The sequence below is a fragment of the Campylobacter sp. B0100352/1 genome, from assembly GCF_020135855.1.
Lineage (GTDB): Bacteria > Campylobacterota > Campylobacteria > Campylobacterales > Campylobacteraceae > Campylobacter_D > Campylobacter_D taeniopygiae.
Window position 1 is genome coordinate 1 of the sequence record NZ_JACHTP010000028.1, and the last position, 16876, is coordinate 16876.

Genomic DNA, 16876 nt, shown 5'->3' on the forward strand with positions numbered 1-16876 from the left:
TACGCAATAAAAACTATAGCTCTCATTTCTTTTTCATCATCATAAGTTATGCGATATTCTAGTTTTGAAGTTCTTTTAATATTAAGCTCTACATCATCACAAGAAGAAATTTCATAAGTTTTATTGACAAGCATTGATAACCTTTCGATATTTTAAAGATGATTATACTTAAAATTTGGTAAAATAAAACAAAAAATAAAAGTAGTAAAATATGAAAAATCTTTGCATTATACCTGCACGCGGAGGGTCAAAAAGAATTCCTAGAAAAAATATCATAGATTTTTTAGGAAAACCTTTGATCTCTTATAGTATAGAAAGTGCTTTAAATTCGCAAATTTTTGATGAAGTTATCGTTTCAAGTGATGATGAAGAGATTATCGAAACAGCTTTAAAATTTGGCTCAAAAATACCCTTTAAAAGATCCGCTCATTTAAGCGATGATTATGCTTCAAGCACTGCTGTGATACAAGATGTGATACAAATTTTGCAAAAACAAGGGCAAAATTATGATCATGTCTGTTGTCTTTATGCTACAGCACCGCTTATCAGCGCTGATATCTTAAAACAAGCCTTTGAAAATTTTATACAAAATAAAAGCCAATTTTTATTTAGCGCTTGTGAATTTGACTATCCTATACAAAGAGCTTTTTATTTGGATGAAAAAAAACAAGTTTATATGTTTGATGAAAAATACTACCAAAGCCGCTCTCAAGATCTTACTAAAGCTTACCATGATGCGGGAGCTTTTTATTTTGGTACTAGCAAAGCTTGGCTTGAAAATGATTTTATGTTTAGACCACATTCTAGTGTATTTTTATTACCAAGAAATTTGGTTTGCGATATTGATACGCCTCAAGATTTGGAATTTGCAAAGATACTTTATAGGGTAAATTATGAAAGTTTTATTTAGAAGTGATAGTTCAACTCAAATAGGCTTTGGGCATATCAAGCGCGATCTAGTTTTAGCAAAACAATACGAAGATGTAAGCTTTGCTTGTTTGCCTTTAGAGGGCTCTTTGATCGATGAAATTCTTTATCCTGTTTTTGAATTGCAAAGTGCTAGTATTTATGAACTTATCCACCTTATTAAAGAGCATAAATTTGATTTGCTTGTGATTGATCATTATGAAATTACAGCTGATGATGAAAAATTGATCAAACTCGAAACTGGAATTAAAATTTTAAGCTTTGATGACACCATAAATCCTCATCATTGCGATATTTTACTCAATGTCAATGCCTGTGCAAAAGCGAGTGATTATGAAGGCTTGGTTCCTTTTAAGTGTGAGCTTAGATGCGGATTTTCCTACGCTTTAATTAGGGATGAGTTTTATATCGAAGCTAAGGAAAAAAGAGAGAAAGTATGGGATTTTTTCATTTGTTTAGGTGGAACAGATATAAAAAATCTTTCTTTAAAAATCGCAAGCGATCTTCCAAGCAATAAAAAAATAGCCATCGCCACAAGCTCTTCAAATAAAAACCTTAAAAAACTTAAAATTTTAGCCAAAGAAAATCCCAATATAAAGCTTTTTATCGATTGTGACAATATCGCTAAACTGATGAACGAAAGTGAAAAACTCATCATCAGTGCAAGCTCTTTAATCAATGAAGCATTACTTTTAAAGGCTAAATTTAAAGCTATTTGCTATGTTGAAAATCAAAGGCCAACAGCTGATTGGCTCGCTAAAAAAGGTTATGAGGTGGAGTATAAATTTGATTGAGTTAAAAAATTTCATAGAGCTTAACGAGCAAGAAATCACCCTAGTTTGGCAATGGAGAAACGATAAAAAAGTTAATGAATTTATGCACACTAAAAACTTTGATATTAAAGAACATAAGAATTTTATCTATAGTTTAAAACAAGATAAGAGTAAAAAATATTTTTTAGTGTTTAAAGATAAAGAGGCTATAGGTGTGATCGATCTTGTAAATATCAAAAAAGAAAGTTGTTATTTCGGGCTTTATGCAAAGCCTAATTTAAAAGGCGTAGGGCAAATTTTAATGGATGAAGTTAAAAAATATGCCTTTGAAATTCTAAAAGTAAAAACACTAAAAGCGTACGTCTTTAAAAACAATGACAAGGCTTTAAAACTTTATCTTAAAAATGATTTTGAAATTGAAAAAGAAAATAAAGAAACAATATATATAAAATTAAATAATTCTCTCAATTATTAGAGATAGAATGTATTATAAATACACCCTTAAGGATAAAAATTTCATTTAAATTTTTAAGCACTCCTTACAGCAAAACCTTGTCTAGCCAATTCCTCTTTAATATCTTTTGGAGTATATTGAGAAAAGTGAAAGATATAAGCGCCTGCTAGAGCATCTGCACCCATATTTAAGGCTTTACTTGCATCACTTGGTTTTCCTAATCCTCCATTGATAATAAGTGGCATTTTGAGTTTGTCTTTAAAAAGATTTAAAAGTTCTAAATCATACCCTTGAGCCTTTCCTTCAAAATCTACCGAAGTAAGTAAAATCTCACCTGCACCTTGTCTTTCATATTCTAAAGCAAGTTCTAAAGGATTAATGTCTAATAATTTTTCTTTACTATAAACAAAAAACTGACCGTCTTTTCTTTTAACATCGATAGAGCAAACGATACATTGCGATCCAAAACGATTAGCCGCTTTAGTGATAAAACTAGGATCCTCTAAAGCTTTAGAATTAATAGCGATTTTATCCGCTCCAAGATTTAAAATATCTTGTATATTTTCAAGAGTTTTAATCCCACCTCCTATTGTTAAAGGCATAAAACATTCTTTAGCGAGATCTTCTAAGCTTTCAAAATCTATTTGTCCATTTTTAGAAGCGTCAATATCTAAAATAATCAGCTCATCAACATTGCGTGCATTATAAATTCGCATCGTTGGAATTAGATGACCAATAGTGCGAAAATCTTTAAATCCTATACTTTTCACTAGTTGTGCATTTTTTAGCAATACACAAGGAATAATTCTAGTTTTTAACATTTTTAAAGCCTTGTAAAATTCTCTAAAAGTTTTAAGCCCAAATTTTGACTTTTTTCAGGATGAAACTGCACTCCAAAAATATTATCCTTTTGGATGCTAGCTGTAAATTTATAGCCATATTGTGCTTTTGCGCTAATAAATTTTTCATCACATTTAACATAAAAAGAATGCACAAAATAAAAATCATTTTTCAAGGGAATATCTTGATATAAAGGCTCGTTCTTTAAAATTTCTAAATCATTCCATCCCATATGAGGAATTTTTAAATTAGTTTTTTCAAAAGGAATAACTTCACCTTCTAAAAAACCAAAACCATTACAAATTCCACCCTCATAACCTTTTTCTAAAAAAAGTTGCATACCAAGACAAATTCCTAAGATAGGCTTTTTTACTTGCAAAACTTCTTCTTTTAAAGGTTCTATAAGTTCCATTTTTTCTAAATGCGTCATCGCATCTTTAAAAGATCCAACACCTGGCAAAACAAGTTTTTGCGCCTTAGAAAAATCTTCTTTTTTTTGGATTAAAAAACTTTTGGCTCCTATTTTTTCCAAAGCCTTTAAGACTGAATTTAAATTTCCAGCCTTATAATCAATCACACCTATCATTTTAAAACATACTCTTCTTTTCTAATCAAAGAGCCATCGCAATCCCTTAAAAACTCACCCTTTTCATTGCGTTTAAAAATTTTTTTATTGGTAAAAGAATCTACAATTTTTTGAAATTCTTCTTCACTAAAGCCGCTAAATTCTAGGTATTTTTTAATGGCTTTTTTAGGTGGTTTTCCATCGTATTTTTGCACAAGTCTTACTCCCTCTTCTCTGGTAATATACCCTAAGCGAATATCCAAACACGCATTATCCGTTGCTCTTCCAAAGCCATATTTACAGTATTTTAAATAATCATGCACGTGATTAGAATAACAATCCAAATTTTCAAAATTTTCATAAGTGGTTTCAACCGGCTTAATGCTTATTCTAAAGCCATTTTTTTGAGAAATTGCAAGATTATTTTTATAATCCCATTTAAAATAATATCCTAAGAATAGTCCTGTAACACCAACTCTTTTAAGTTCTTCATCACTTGGATAAGTGTAAAAATATAAATCTTTTTCCTTTATACCATCCACTCCTATCATATCGGCAATTCGATTGCCTAAAAGTCCTCCAAACTCCTCAAGCCATTCTCTTCCTAAGATATTTTTATCTTTAGAGCTTGCAGGGCCACCGTATTCGATTTGCGGACTTTCCCCCCATATAATCAAAGGAATATCAAAATTTACAGCAATTCTCGGCACAGAAGTAAAAATTCCCAAATGGTTTTGCCATTCATTATCTCCCGTTCTTACAAAAGCCTCTCTTGCAAGCTTTTTATAAATTTTTGGATTTCTTTTAATATGGATAAGATCAACACCTAAATTATTAAGATTTTTTAAATTTTTACGCCCTATTTTAGTAGGAACGCTTGGCTCAAAACAAACACACAAAGGGTTAAGTCCGAACTCAAGCATCTTAATCACTTGAAAAGTAGAGTCTTTACCCCCGCTAACTCCTATTACACAATCATAAATAGGATGTCTTTTATATTTTTTAATGAGTTCTAAAAATTCTTTTTCTCTTTCTTGCCAATTAATTTCTTCATTTTTACTTTCCTGAGAACGACAAGCATCGCAAACCCCTTCTTCATCAAAATGTAAATCAGGTTTAGTATCTGGCATCACACATTTTTTACAAAATTTCATCACTTTCCTTAAAAAAATATTTCAAAAATATCGTCTATATTTTTATTTTATTAATATTTTGCTATAATTAAAATAAAATATCTTATAGAGAATCTATGAAAAACAAACATTTTTTTATTATCGGTGGTGGTGATTTACAAGCAGATTTAGTTCTAAGCGTAAAAAAAGATTTCATCGCCCATGTTTTTGATTATAATGAAAATTGTTTTTGTAAAGACTTAGCAAATTATTTTCACCCTATTTCTATTGCAGATAAAGAAAAAATTCTAGAATTAGCTATAAAATTTAATATAGTAGGCGTTGCTACTGCTGCTACAGAACTTGGAAATTTAACAGCATGTTATATCGGAGAAAAACTCAATCTTGGAACTAATTCTTACGAATGTGCTAAAAATACTACCGATAAAAGCTTAATGAAAAAAGTGTTTGAAAAATATAATATCAATCATGCTAAATATTTTATACTCAAAGATGAAAAAGATTTAGAGCAAATTACTCAATTTCCTATTATTATAAAACCAAGTGATAGAAGTGCTGGAAGAGGAGTTGTAAAAGTATTTGATAAAGAGAATTTAAAAAAGCGTTATCATGAAGCTAAAGATCTATCTTACAATAAAATCGTTTTAGCTGAAGAAGTTCTAAAAGGAAGACAATTTAGCGTAGAAACGATAAGCTCTCATGGTAAACACCAAATCGTAGCTATCACGGAAGAATATTTAAGAGAGGGTGAATTTGCAGATGACTTTTTAGAGACGCAACATTTAGTTCCTGCTAGAATTTCCAAAGAAGAAAATCAAGCTATTACAAGAACAATTATACATACATTGGATGCTTTTAAAATTCAATTTGGAGCTTCACATATAGAGATAAAGCTTGAAAATTTATTTTGCAACAATAAAAAAGAATATAAAGTCTCACTTATAGAAATCGCAACCCGTGTCGGAGGTTGGCGTGATGTATTAGTGTATCATTCTTACGACATTGATTATTTACAACTTTTAATTCAAAGTTCTTTAAAACAAGAATTAAAGAAAGTAAATACAAAAGCTGAAAATTTTTGTCTGGTTAAAATGATTTTTACCAAAGAAGATTATGAGTTTTATAAGAAATTAAAAGCTTTAAAACCTCAAATGATAGTTAAAGAAAGAATTTATGTAAAAAATGATGAAGAGTTTTCTTATTCTTCATCATTAATGGATTCTAAGGGTTATTATTATTTGAAAATTTCAAAGGATGAGGATCCTGAAATTTACATTAATTGTTCTGGGCTATTAAGCGTATAAAATAGTCATTTTCATTTTTAAAGGGTGCAAAACCTCTATCTTCCTTCGCATATAAAATTTTTAAACCAAGGTCTTTTACACATTGTTTTAGCTCATCAAAATCTAAAAAACGACGAAAGTGCTCTTCAAAAATAAAACAATCCCCCCCCCCTCCAAAGCCGTTAGCTACTCTCTTGCCCTTACCAAAAAGAGAATTTTTCTTTCCTCTTACTTCTATGCAAAGCACTCCTTTTTTCTTTAAAAGTTGTGGGATATTTTTAAAAAGATTGTCTTGCTGATCTTTTCTTATGCTATGCAAAGTAAAACGAGAATAGATTCCATCATATCTTTTATCGTCTAAAAAATTGCAAAAATCAGCACAAGAAAATTCTAAATTCTCACTTTTATAGCTCTCATTTAAAAATCTGATTTCATCTTCACATAAATCCAAAGCCTTAACCTTACAACCTTTTTGTGAAAAAAATAAAGCATCTCTACCATTACCGCAACCGAGCTCTAAAATAGAAAAATCTTTTTTTAAATATTTCAAGCAAAAAGCAGCAAATAAAGAATGCTCGAAGGGTTCTTGATTTTTAGCATAAAAGGCACTCCAATAATTTGTATCCCTAAACATCATTCTCCTTTAAATTTCTGTATAATTCTATACTACGATAAAGCAAATCAAATAAATATATTAAACCAATCAAATAAAAAAAGAAAGTAAAACATTCAGTAATAAAAGATAAAATAATCAAAATAGATAACAAAGTTGGATCAATCCCTAAAATAAATCCTCTATCAAGAAAAAATTTCTTCACTCCATATCTTTTAACTGTCTTTAAAGTTCTAAGCTTTTTAACGATGATTTGGGAACAAATTACCGCGTGTAAATTCATAGCAAAAATCACAAAAAAAATAGAAAAAATCGAAACTTGATAAGCTAGATACGCCACTATAAAAGCTCCATTAAAAGATAAAATATCAACTATATTATCTAACAAATGTCCCAATTTACTGGATAAATTTTTATACCTTGCAAGCATACCATCGATATTGTCTAAAAAATGATAGATAAGATATAAAATTCCAGCTAAAATTGCATAATGATTATAAAGTGCCACAAGAGATAAAAAAGCGAAAATACCTGCAGTAATAGTAACTTGATTGGGTTTAATATTAGTTTTTTCAGCTAATGGCAAAAGGATAAATTTTTGTATGATTAAAACACGAATAATGTACTCACTAATGTAATATGAACGCTTGTTTTCCAACCTTTCATTTTTTTTAAGTTTTTCATCTAAATCCATCAACTACTTCCTTAAAATCACTAAAAAATTTTCATCCGCAAAACTATCATTAGCATAGCTTATTTTTATAGAATTGATTTCAATTTGTCCAAAATCGCAAAATATTCTTCTTACCTCATCTTTATCAAAAAAATACATTTTCATCCCATTTTCTTTAGAAGCAGATTTTGAAATATCCTTTTCATCAATAAACACTTCATATTTTGAAATTTTTTCATTGTTCAAATAACGATAATCGTTCGTATTTCTTACGACCATATAAGCGATACCATCTTTTTTTAAAACCCTATAAATTTCTTTAGCCGCTTTTTCTATAACTTCTTTAGAATTATAATAAAGCACACCATAACAAATCACACCATCAAATTTTTCATCTTCATAAGGAATATCATCAACACTTGCGATTTTTAATTCTGCTTTTAGTTTATACAAATCTAGCAATTCTTGCGTTGCTTTAATACCATTAGCGGAATAATCCACGCCGTAAGTGATAAAACCATTCTCAGCTAAAAATTTCACGTGTCGCCCCCCCCGCAACCTAGATCTAAAATATGATCATTTTTCTTAAAATTTTTTAAAACAAAAGCAACCAAATCACTGCCAGGATAGCGCGGTTGATGTCTTTTTTGAGAATGCATTTCGTGCCATTTTTCTTGAGTATTCATTTTAAGTCCTTGTAAAAAATTGCAAAAATTATAACAAAATATCATTTCCTTAAAACGATAATATAGCTATGATTACAAATAGAATTATTTTCCAAAGACATTTCCATATGATTAATTTCGCATATTTTAAACATATTAAACACCCTTTTTATCTCATCTTTATCAAAAAAATACATTTTCATTCCATTTTCTTCAAAAGCAGATCTTTGAATACCGTTCTCTTTGATCAATGCTTCATATTTTGAAATTTTTTTATTGTTTAAATAACGATAATCTTTTGTGCTTCTAAGAACTATATAAGCAATACTATCCTTTTTTAAAACCCTATAAATTTCTTTAGCTGCTTTTTCTATGACTTCTTTAGAATTATACAAAAGCACACCATAACAAATCACACCATCAAATTTTTCATCCTCATAGGGGATATCATCAACACTTGCGATTTTTAATTCTGCTTTTAGTTTATACAAATCTAGCAATTCTTGCGTTGCTTTAATACCATTAGCAGAATAATCCACTCCATAAACATTAAAATTATTCTCGGATAAAAATTTTACATGTCGCCCCCCCCCGCAACCTAGATCCAAAATTTGATCATTTTTCTTAAAATTTTTTAAAACAAAAGCAACCAAATCGCTACCAGGATAGCGTGGTTGATGTCTTTTTTGAGAATGCATTTCGTGCCATTTTTCTTGAGTATTCATTTTAAATCCTTGTAAAAATTTCAAAAATTATAGCAAAGATAAAATTACTTTTATATTATCTTTAATTTGATTTTGGCTTATTTTTTCATCACACCATAAATTAATAAGTTCTTTACTTAAAATTTCTGAATTTTTTTGAGTTTTTCCTCCAAAAATCAAATGTGATGGCAAATACCAAGAAGAACAATCAATCCCATTTTTTCTTAAATTTTCAAGCAATTTTTCTCTATCACCTAAATATCTAAAGGTGTAACGCCAAGATATAGAATTTAAATTAAACTTTGGATGCAAAATGAGTTCGTGTTTTAAAAAATTTTGATAAATTTGCATATTTTCTTTGCGTTTTTCACATATATCATCAAGTTTAGAAAATTTTTCTTCTAAATAAGGATTATCACTACTTCCAAAAACAAAGGTATAATCTAAAAGCAAATTTTTAAGATTTTTAAAATAATTTTCATCTTTGGAATTTAAAGCATAATATTTCAAGCAATATTCTTCAAATTTTTGCTTATCTACCTTTAGATTTAATTCTTCATTTAATTCCCTTAAAGCATTTAAAGAAATTTCAGAACTTAAAATCGCCCCCCCCCATAACTCATTTTCTAAAAATTTAGTATGACCAAAGCTTAGGATACTTAAATCGCATTTTGGATTGATTTGATAAGTTTGCGCACAATCTTCGATGATAAATATATTCTTATCTTTACAAAAATCAATAATTTTTTCATCACAAAAATGTCCGTAAAGATGAACTAAAACTAAAGCATCATAAGGATTTTCATCATAATTTTTTTTACAACTCTCAAAGATAAGAGTATAATCATCCAAACTCACATCTGCAAAAATCACCTCAACACCTGCTTTTAAAGCCACACTAGCCACTTGCGGACAAACCAAACTAGGGATTAAAACTTTGTTTTTGTTTTTTGATTTTAGATATTTAAAAATCAAAAACAAAGCACTTGTTCCAGAGCCTGTATAAAGAGTTTCTAAAGTATTAAAATGATTGCTAATTTTTTCTTCCAAGCTGTTCAATTTTCTTTCCTTAAATTATGCTATAATTTATAAAAGTAATTTTACCGATATTATTTTAAAAATTAGTTTGGAATTTAAATGCAAATAGGAAATTTTAACACAGATCAAAAAGTATTTATCATAGCAGAATTAAGCGCAAATCATGCCGGAAGCTTAGATCTTGCACTCAAAAGCATCAAAGCAGCTAAAAAAGCCGGAGCGGATGCGATAAAAATTCAAACCTACACCCCAGATAGCCTCACGCTTGATAGCGACAAAGAAGATTTTATCATCAAAGGCGGACTTTGGGATAAACGCAGACTTTATGAACTTTATGAAAGCGCTAAAACCCCTTATGAGTGGCATGAACAAATTTTTCAAACCGCCAAAGATGAAGGCATACTCTGCTTTTCAAGTCCTTTTGCAAAAAAAGATGTGGATTTCTTAAAACAATTTGATCCTATAGCTTACAAAATCGCCTCATTTGAAGCCAACGATGAAGAATTGATCCGCTATATAGCTAAAGAAAACAAAACCACGATCGTTTCTACGGGCATTGCAAACAAAGAAGAGCTTTTTAGAATTTGTGAAATTTTCAAAGAAGAAAAAAATCCACAATTGATATTTTTAAAATGCACTTCAGCTTATCCTGCAAAAATCAGTGATATGAATTTAAAAGCTATTTCAAGCTTAAAAGAAAAATTTGGTGTAGAAGTGGGACTAAGCGATCATAGTTTTGGGCATTTAGCTCCGGTTATGGCTGTAGCACTTGGAGCTAGAGTAATCGAAAAACATTTTATGATTGATAAAAATTTAGAAAGTGAAGATGCTAAATTTAGCCTTGATTTTGATGAATTTAAAGCCATGGTTGAGGCCGTAAGAGAAGCTGAAAGTGCTTTAGGAGATGGCTCTTTAGAACTTAATGAAAAAACTTTAAAAAATCGCACTTTTGCAAGAAGTTTATATGCAAGCAAAGATATCAAAAAAGGTGAAATTTTTAGCGAAGAAAATGTAAAATCTGTGCGTCCTTCTTTTGGACTCCATCCTAAATTTTATCAAGAAATTTTAGGCAAAAAAGCTACAAGAAATATCGAATTTGGTGAAGCTTTAAAAGAAAAAGATTTTAAATAAAAGGCAAAATTATTGGATAAAGAACTTTTTTTAAAAAATACTCAAGCGCTTTTTGAAGTGGATCAAATTTTAGCTTATAAACTAAGAGCTTTACAAAAATTTGAAAATTTCCAAGCCAAGATCAATGAAGATGGTATTAATTTTACAAACAATTTAGAAAAAATTTATGAAAATCCCAAAAAAGACTTTATAGAAAATTTAAATCTTTATAAAAATCAATACTTTAAATATCCAGTTTTGTTTTTTTATGGTTTTGGAAATGGCAAACTTTATAAAGCCTTATGCGAAAATAAAAATCATAAGCATATCATCGTTTTTGAAGATGAGCTTGAAATTTTAGCCTTAGCTTTTTATTTTACTGATTTTACCAAAGAATTAAGAAGTGAAAAACTCATACTCTTTCATACTCCAAGCATTACCACTGCACAACTTGTTACTCTTTTTATGTATGAAAGCATTCAAAAAAGTGTCAAAATTTTTAATCTTTTTATTCATAGTGATTTTTATCTTAAATTTTACGCCAGGCAAATACAAAATCTAAATCAAATTTTGATCGAAAATATTCGCTTTATTGTTTTAGCTAAAGGAAATGATCCACATGATTCTATCATAGGGATTAAACACGTATTAAACAATCTTCCTAAACTTTTAAGCCATGGGGTTTTTCAAAATTTTTTAAAAGAAAGAAAAAATAAAGTAAAAAATGCTATCATCGTTTCAACGGGTCCTAGTCTTATCAAGCAATTGCCTTTATTAAAAAAATATGCAAATAAGGCTACGATTTTTTGTGCAGATAGTGCGTATCCTATCTTGGCAAAGTATGATATCAAACCTGATTATGTTTGTATGTTAGAAAGAGATGATGTAGTTTCAAAATGTTTTGATAATGATTTTAAAGAATTTGATCAAGGAATTTTATTTATCATAAGTTCTGTTGTCCATCAAGAAGTCATTCATTTTCTTGAAAGAAATTCTAGAAAATATATGCTTGTTCATCGCCCTTTACATTTTTCCGTTTCTTTAAATCTTAAAGAATTTGGTTATATAGGTGTTGGAGCAAGTGTTGCAAATATGGCCTATGAATTAGCTGCTAGCTTAAGACATGAAAATATTATTTTAATAGGACAAGATCTAGCTTATGCTGAAGATGGAAGCTCTCATCCAAGTGAGCATATCTATGGAAATGAGGGGGAGAAAATACGCGGGGAAGTTTATACCCTTGCTTATGGTGGTGAAAAACAAGTAAGAACACAACTGACTTGGAATTTATTTCGTCAAGCTTATGAAAAAGATATTTTTTGGGCAAAAGAAAAATTACAGATCAATACCTACAATTGTACCGAAGGTGGAGCTAGGATAGAAGGAACTATAGAAAAACCTTTTAAAGAAATTTGTGAAACACTGCTTAAAGAAAATTTAAAAAAACCTTTTGAGTTACCTAAAAATTTAGAAACAAATGAAATAAAAAATAAATTTTTACAAACCCAAAAACTTCTTACTAAAAATGTCAAACAAAGTGAAGAATTTATCAAAAAATGTCAAAATGAACTTAAAAAACTTGATTTTGAACTCAATAGATCTAAACTTAATTTATCAACTTTAGAAAAAATCAAAAAAAATCTTTTAAAATTTTTTAGCGAATTTAAAAAATTAAAATTATTTAATGAGCTTACTCAAGCCATTTATTATCATAATGAATGTGAAATTTTGCGCTATGAAGTTTTAAATGAAAATGATCAAAAAGAAAAAATCAAAGAATTTTTAATCACCCAAAAAGCATGGTGGTTACAAGCTTTAGAATACTTAAATACTCAAAATAAAACCATCAATGAAGCTTTAGAAAAATACAAAAATGACGATATTTCATAAATAATATGGAGGATTTATGAAATTTAATAAAAATCAAATTGCACTTTTTAATAAAAATCTAGATTCGCTAAATAATCCTGATTTAAAAGAAAAACTAAAAGAACTTACAATCACTCATTATGAACTTATTTTAGGCAAGGATAGCTTAGATATCAATCTTAAAGATACAAGAGATGGCACTTTGCTTTATAAAGATGCTATCAAAGAATTAGATACGATGCTAAAAATCTATAATGAAAAATATCTTTTATATCCTGTGCTTTATTTTTATGGTTTTGGAAATGGAATTTTATTTAAAGCTCTTTTAAAAAATAAACATTGTGAACATTTAGTTGTCTTTGAAAAAGAATTAGAGATCATTAAAATCATGTTTCATCTTTTGGATTTCTCACAAGAATTGATCCAAAATAAAATTTTATTATTTGACATTAGCACTCTAACACTTCAAAATTATTATGATCTATGTTCAGGTAATGTTTTTTTTAAATTTTCTAGAACTTATTTTTTAGAACTTAGTAGCGATTATTATGAAAAAGATCAAGAAGATATCCTACAATTGAACAATAATTTTTCAAAAAATTTCAAAGATGCGATTCTTGCAAGAGGCAATGACTCGCAAGATATTTTAAAAGGTATAGAACAATTTATTTATAATCTCCCAAATATGTTAACCAATATACCTTATCAAAATTTACTTAAAAAAAGAGTAGGTATTAGCGATACAGCTATTATCGTTTCAACAGGACCTAGCCTTACTAAGCAACTTGACACTCTTAAAAAATATGCAAATAAAGCTACTATTATAGTAGCAGATAGTGCGTATCCTATCCTAGCAAAACATAATATCAAGCCTGATTATGTTTTATCTTTAGAAAGAATTTTTTCAACTTCTAGATTTTTTGATAATAACTTTGGAGAATTTGATAAAGATATTTTATTTATCACAACACATTTAACTCATCCTCAAACTATTGAAAATTTAAAAAAAAATAATAGAAAATTTCTACTATCTTATAGGGGTAATGGAATTATAAAATATCTACAACTTAAACAATTCGGAGAATTAAGTGGTGGTCATAGCGTGGCAAATATAGCTTATGGTTTAGCTGGGCTTTTAAGACATAAAAATATCATCCTTATAGGACAAGATTTAGCTTATGCTGAAGATGGAAGTTCACATCCTAGTGAACATATTTTTGGAAGCTATGATGCTGTTGATAAAGATAAAATTTCCTATCATTTACAAACCATAGCTTATGGAGGGAAAAAATTAGTTTATACTAAAGAAACATGGAATTTATTTAGATATGTTCTAGAAAGATATATTTTTGAAGCCAATGAATTAAAACTTTTTACCACCTATAACTGTACCGAAGGCGGAGCTAGGATAGAAGGAGCTATAGAAAAACCTTTTAAAGAAGTTTGTGAAACTTTATTAAAAGAAGATTTAAAAAAGCCTTTTCCTGAAGTGGAAAATTTAAACCAAGATAAACAAAATGAACTATTGCTAAAATGTTACTATAAAATTTATAAAAGCATAAAACATTGTAAAAACTTTAAAGAAGAACTTTCAAAATCTTATAGTCACATCTTGGAAAGTTTTTCAAATCTTAATTATATTGCAAATTTAAATGAAGGTAAAGAAGTTCTCAATTACCTCATTCAAGAAATTGATAAAATCAAAGTCAAATTTGAAAATAAAAAAGACATGTTGGATCTTTATGAAATTTTAGGTTCATTACAAACTCAATTTGAGCTTAATTTAGCTAGAATTTATGTTTTAAACCCAAAAACTTTGGAAGATTCCTATAATAAATCTTTATTATGGGTAAAAGAACATATAGAATTTTTTAAAATAGTTTATGCTCATATTGAAGCTCAAGAAAAAGCTTTAATAGAAAATATTACTCCTTTAGAAGATGAATTAGATCAAAGAAATTTAGAAAAATGGAAAGAGAAGGTAAAAAATGCAAAATGAAATTTTCAATAAAAATTTAAAAAATATGAATGATCAAGAATACAAAGAACTTAAGGAAGAATTAAAAAAAATCAAAGAGCTTAGGGAATTTTCTTATACCTTGGGCAAAGATAATTTAGATATCAATATTATCAAAAAAAGAAATTTAAAAACAATCTATAAAAATCCTGTAAAAGAATTAGAAGAAAAAATTGAGTTTTTTAAAGAATACGAAAGATATCCAGCTTTATTTTTTTACGGTTTAGGAAATGGGATTTTATATAAAGCTTTACTTCAAAATACAAATCATAAAAGAATTGTTATTTTTGAAAAAGAAATAGAAATTATATTTATTGTTCTTAATTTACTTGATTTTAGTGAAGAATTAACAAAAGGTAGATTAATATTAATCTACACCCCTCATATAAACTATACCAAAGCTGATAGAATATTTTCTTTAAAAGAAATCAATCAATTTTTTAAAACTTATAATTTACATTTGCACTCTGATTTTTATAAAAGCTACGAAGAAGATATGCTAAGAATTAATACTTTAAATTCAAAAGCTATTAGAAACATCAGCCTTAGAAGAGGTAATGATCCAAAAGATGCTATGCAAGGTATAGAGCAATTTACTTATAATATCCCAAAAATGATCAATCATCCAAGTTATCATACTTTGCTCGAAAAAAGAAAAAATACTAAAGATGAAAACGTAGCTATCATCGTTTCAACAGGACCTAGCCTTGAAAAACAACTTCCTTTGCTTAAAAAATATGCAAATAAAGCTACAATTTTTTGCGCCGATAGTGCTTATGCGATACTAGCAAAACATAATATAAAACCTGATTATGTTTGCATGATGGAAAGAGATCACTACACGGCAGAATGTTTCAACAATGATTTTAAAGAATTTGATCACGGAATTACTTTTGTTATAGCTTCTTTGATACATAAAAATACTATAGCTTACCTTGAAAAAAACAAAAGAGATTATATCTTAGCTACTAGACCTCTACCTTTTGCCACCTCTATAGAGCTTAATGAATTTGGCTATTTAAGTTGTGGTTTAAGTGTGGCTCACATGAATTACGAACTAGCCGTCAATTTAAACTATAAAAATATTGTTTTTATAGGACAAGATTTGGCTTATGGCAAAAATGGAAATTCTCATGCAAAAAATTTCTTATATGAAAATTTTCATGAAGGACATTATCAAAGAGATTTTAATAAGCATACTACTATAGCTTACGGGGGAGATGGAATCGTTCAAAGTTCTGCAATTTGGAATATTTTTAGAGAAATATTTGAAAATTTTATATTTTTAAATAACAAAATAAATATAAAAACTTATAATTCAACCGAAGGTGGAGCTAGAATAGAAGGCACTATAGAAAAACCCTTTAAAGAAATTTGTGAAACTTTACTTAAAAAAGATCTAAAAAAACCTTTTACAAAAATTCCTAAACTTCCAAAAAATCAAAGAAATGAACTCATGCTTAAAGCTTATCAAAAAATTAAAAAACAATTAAATTTAACTGAAACATTTTTAAAAGAGTGTAAAAAAATCAAAAATCAATTAATCTCTTTAAGAAATGGAAAGAAAAAGCTAACGCTTGAGCAAATTAATCAAAATCTAGACAAATTAAAAACTCGTATGGAATTAAAACGTTATAACTTTTTAAATGAAATTTTAGGGCCTACTTTATATCATGAAGAAAGTTTATTGGCTCCTTTATATACTCAAAAAATTAAAAATGAAAGCGAAAGACAAAACAAACTTTTTGCTTGGCTTTATGCCCATGAATCTCTAATCGAAAGTATTTATGAGCTTGTAAGCACTCAAAATATGATCTTAAAAAGAGCTATCATACCTTTACAAGATGAATTGGAAAAAAGAAAATTGATATAAATGAGGATAATTATCCTCATTATTGTAAAAGTTTCAAAACATTTTGTTGTACAGCATTTGCTTGGCTCATCGCATAAGATCCACTTTGAGCTAGGATGTTATACTTAGAGAAATTTGCACTCTCAGCTGCAAAGTCTACATCTCTTATAGTTGATTCAGCGGCTTTAACATTGACCTGAGTTACGGTGATATTGTTGATCGTAACTTGAAGTTGATTTTGCACTGAACCTATATCTGCTCTGATTTGATCTAAATTTGTCGTAGCAGTTTCAACAATATCCATCACCGCCATAGCCCCTTTAAGTGTAGTTACACCTGCATTTTTCTCAGTAGTTCCTG

At 28.5% G+C, this 16876-nt stretch carries 19 protein-coding genes; 8 read left to right on the top strand and 11 right to left on the bottom strand.

Going from position 1 to position 16876, the window contains the following annotated elements; translation table 11 throughout:
* A partial coding sequence (locus tag H2279_RS07625) for a DUF2920 family protein (protein ID WP_337196165.1) occupies window positions 1–134 on the bottom strand: 134 nt, incomplete at its 3' end.
* 77 nt (window positions 135–211) lie between these two features.
* Here H2279_RS07625 and pseF point away from each other — a divergent pair.
* The 3 genes from pseF to pseH are packed head-to-tail and all read left to right on the top strand — an operon-like array spanning window position 212 to window position 2175.
* Window positions 212–910 carry a pseudaminic acid cytidylyltransferase gene (gene pseF, locus H2279_RS07630; protein ID WP_337196147.1) on the top strand — a complete coding sequence of 233 codons (699 nt, stop codon included), beginning with the start codon at window positions 212–214 and terminating at the stop codon, window positions 908–910.
* A complete protein-coding gene (gene pseG, locus H2279_RS07635) occupies window positions 894–1721 on the top strand; it encodes a UDP-2,4-diacetamido-2,4,6-trideoxy-beta-L-altropyranose hydrolase (protein ID WP_337196148.1) in 828 nt (275 codons plus the stop codon). The genes pseF and pseG overlap by 17 nt, the downstream gene beginning before the upstream one ends.
* Complete coding sequence (gene pseH / locus H2279_RS07640; protein WP_337196149.1) at window positions 1714–2175, top strand: UDP-4-amino-4,6-dideoxy-N-acetyl-beta-L-altrosamine N-acetyltransferase; 462 nt, start codon at window positions 1714–1716, stop codon at window positions 2173–2175. Before pseG ends, pseH begins: the two co-directional genes overlap by 8 nt.
* Before the next feature lie 53 nt (window positions 2176–2228).
* On the opposite strand, the gene H2279_RS07645 is transcribed toward pseH, so the two are convergent.
* From H2279_RS07645 to pseA, 3 genes are read right to left on the bottom strand one after another with little or no spacing between them, the layout of a single operon-like run.
* Window positions 2229–2975, bottom strand: coding sequence for a HisA/HisF-related TIM barrel protein (locus H2279_RS07645; RefSeq protein WP_337196150.1), 747 nt, complete (start codon window positions 2973–2975; stop codon window positions 2229–2231).
* A gap of 2 nt (window positions 2976–2977) precedes the next feature.
* On the bottom strand, window positions 2978–3580 hold the full coding sequence (hisH, locus tag H2279_RS07650) for an imidazole glycerol phosphate synthase subunit HisH (RefSeq protein ID WP_337196151.1): 603 nt from the start codon (window positions 3578–3580) through the stop codon (window positions 2978–2980).
* Window positions 3577–4713, bottom strand: coding sequence for a pseudaminic acid biosynthesis protein PseA (gene pseA, locus H2279_RS07655; protein WP_337196152.1), 1137 nt, complete (start codon window positions 4711–4713; stop codon window positions 3577–3579). The genes hisH and pseA overlap by 4 nt, the downstream gene beginning before the upstream one ends.
* Before the next feature lie 95 nt (window positions 4714–4808).
* On the opposite strand from pseA, the gene H2279_RS07660 reads away from it, so the two are divergent.
* On the top strand, window positions 4809–5996 hold the full coding sequence (locus H2279_RS07660; RefSeq protein WP_337196153.1) for an ATP-grasp domain-containing protein: 1188 nt from the start codon (window positions 4809–4811) through the stop codon (window positions 5994–5996).
* On the opposite strand, the gene H2279_RS07665 is transcribed toward H2279_RS07660, so the two are convergent.
* Genes H2279_RS07665 through H2279_RS07690 form a run of 6 tightly spaced genes read right to left on the bottom strand, consistent with a single transcriptional unit; the run spans window position 5968 to window position 9689 of the window.
* Window positions 5968–6609: a class I SAM-dependent methyltransferase gene (locus H2279_RS07665; protein WP_337196154.1), complete on the bottom strand. Its 642-nt coding sequence runs from the start codon at window positions 6607–6609 to the stop codon at window positions 5968–5970. The genes H2279_RS07660 and H2279_RS07665 overlap by 29 nt on opposite strands.
* Window positions 6602–7282, bottom strand: a complete 681-nt coding sequence (locus tag H2279_RS07670; RefSeq protein WP_337196155.1) for a CDP-alcohol phosphatidyltransferase family protein — start codon at window positions 7280–7282, stop codon at window positions 6602–6604. Before H2279_RS07670 ends, H2279_RS07665 begins: the two co-directional genes overlap by 8 nt.
* 3 nt (window positions 7283–7285) lie before the next feature.
* Window positions 7286–7801: a class I SAM-dependent methyltransferase gene (locus tag H2279_RS07675; RefSeq protein ID WP_337196156.1), complete on the bottom strand. Its 516-nt coding sequence runs from the start codon at window positions 7799–7801 to the stop codon at window positions 7286–7288.
* Window positions 7798–7947 (bottom strand): hypothetical protein, encoded by a 150-nt coding sequence (locus H2279_RS07680; RefSeq protein ID WP_337196157.1) that lies wholly within the window; start codon window positions 7945–7947, stop codon window positions 7798–7800. Before H2279_RS07680 ends, H2279_RS07675 begins: the two co-directional genes overlap by 4 nt.
* A gap of 41 nt (window positions 7948–7988) precedes the next feature.
* Window positions 7989–8651 (bottom strand): class I SAM-dependent methyltransferase, encoded by a 663-nt coding sequence (locus H2279_RS07685; protein WP_337196158.1) that lies wholly within the window; start codon window positions 8649–8651, stop codon window positions 7989–7991.
* Window positions 8652–8678: 27 nt separating this feature from the next.
* Window positions 8679–9689, bottom strand: coding sequence for a DegT/DnrJ/EryC1/StrS family aminotransferase (locus H2279_RS07690; RefSeq protein ID WP_337196159.1), 1011 nt, complete (start codon window positions 9687–9689; stop codon window positions 8679–8681).
* 78 nt (window positions 9690–9767) lie between these two features.
* On the opposite strand from H2279_RS07690, the gene pseI reads away from it, so the two are divergent.
* Genes pseI through H2279_RS07710 form a run of 4 tightly spaced genes read left to right on the top strand, consistent with a single transcriptional unit; the run spans window position 9768 to window position 16537 of the window.
* The gene (gene pseI, locus H2279_RS07695; protein WP_337196160.1) at window positions 9768–10799 is read left to right on the top strand and encodes a pseudaminic acid synthase; all 1032 of its coding nucleotides are present in this window, start codon (window positions 9768–9770) and stop codon (window positions 10797–10799) included.
* A gap of 12 nt (window positions 10800–10811) precedes the next feature.
* Window positions 10812–12668 (top strand): motility associated factor glycosyltransferase family protein, encoded by a 1857-nt coding sequence (locus tag H2279_RS07700; RefSeq protein ID WP_337196161.1) that lies wholly within the window; start codon window positions 10812–10814, stop codon window positions 12666–12668.
* Between the two features lie 16 nt (window positions 12669–12684).
* Window positions 12685–14646, top strand: a complete 1962-nt coding sequence (locus H2279_RS07705) for a motility associated factor glycosyltransferase family protein (RefSeq protein ID WP_337196162.1) — start codon at window positions 12685–12687, stop codon at window positions 14644–14646.
* The gene (locus H2279_RS07710) at window positions 14636–16537 is read left to right on the top strand and encodes a motility associated factor glycosyltransferase family protein (protein ID WP_337196163.1); all 1902 of its coding nucleotides are present in this window, start codon (window positions 14636–14638) and stop codon (window positions 16535–16537) included. The genes H2279_RS07705 and H2279_RS07710 overlap by 11 nt, the downstream gene beginning before the upstream one ends.
* A gap of 19 nt (window positions 16538–16556) precedes the next feature.
* Here the strand turns inward: H2279_RS07710 and H2279_RS07715 are convergent.
* Window positions 16557–16876: flagellin (locus H2279_RS07715; RefSeq protein ID WP_337196164.1), on the bottom strand; the 320-nt coding region annotated here is incomplete at its 5' end.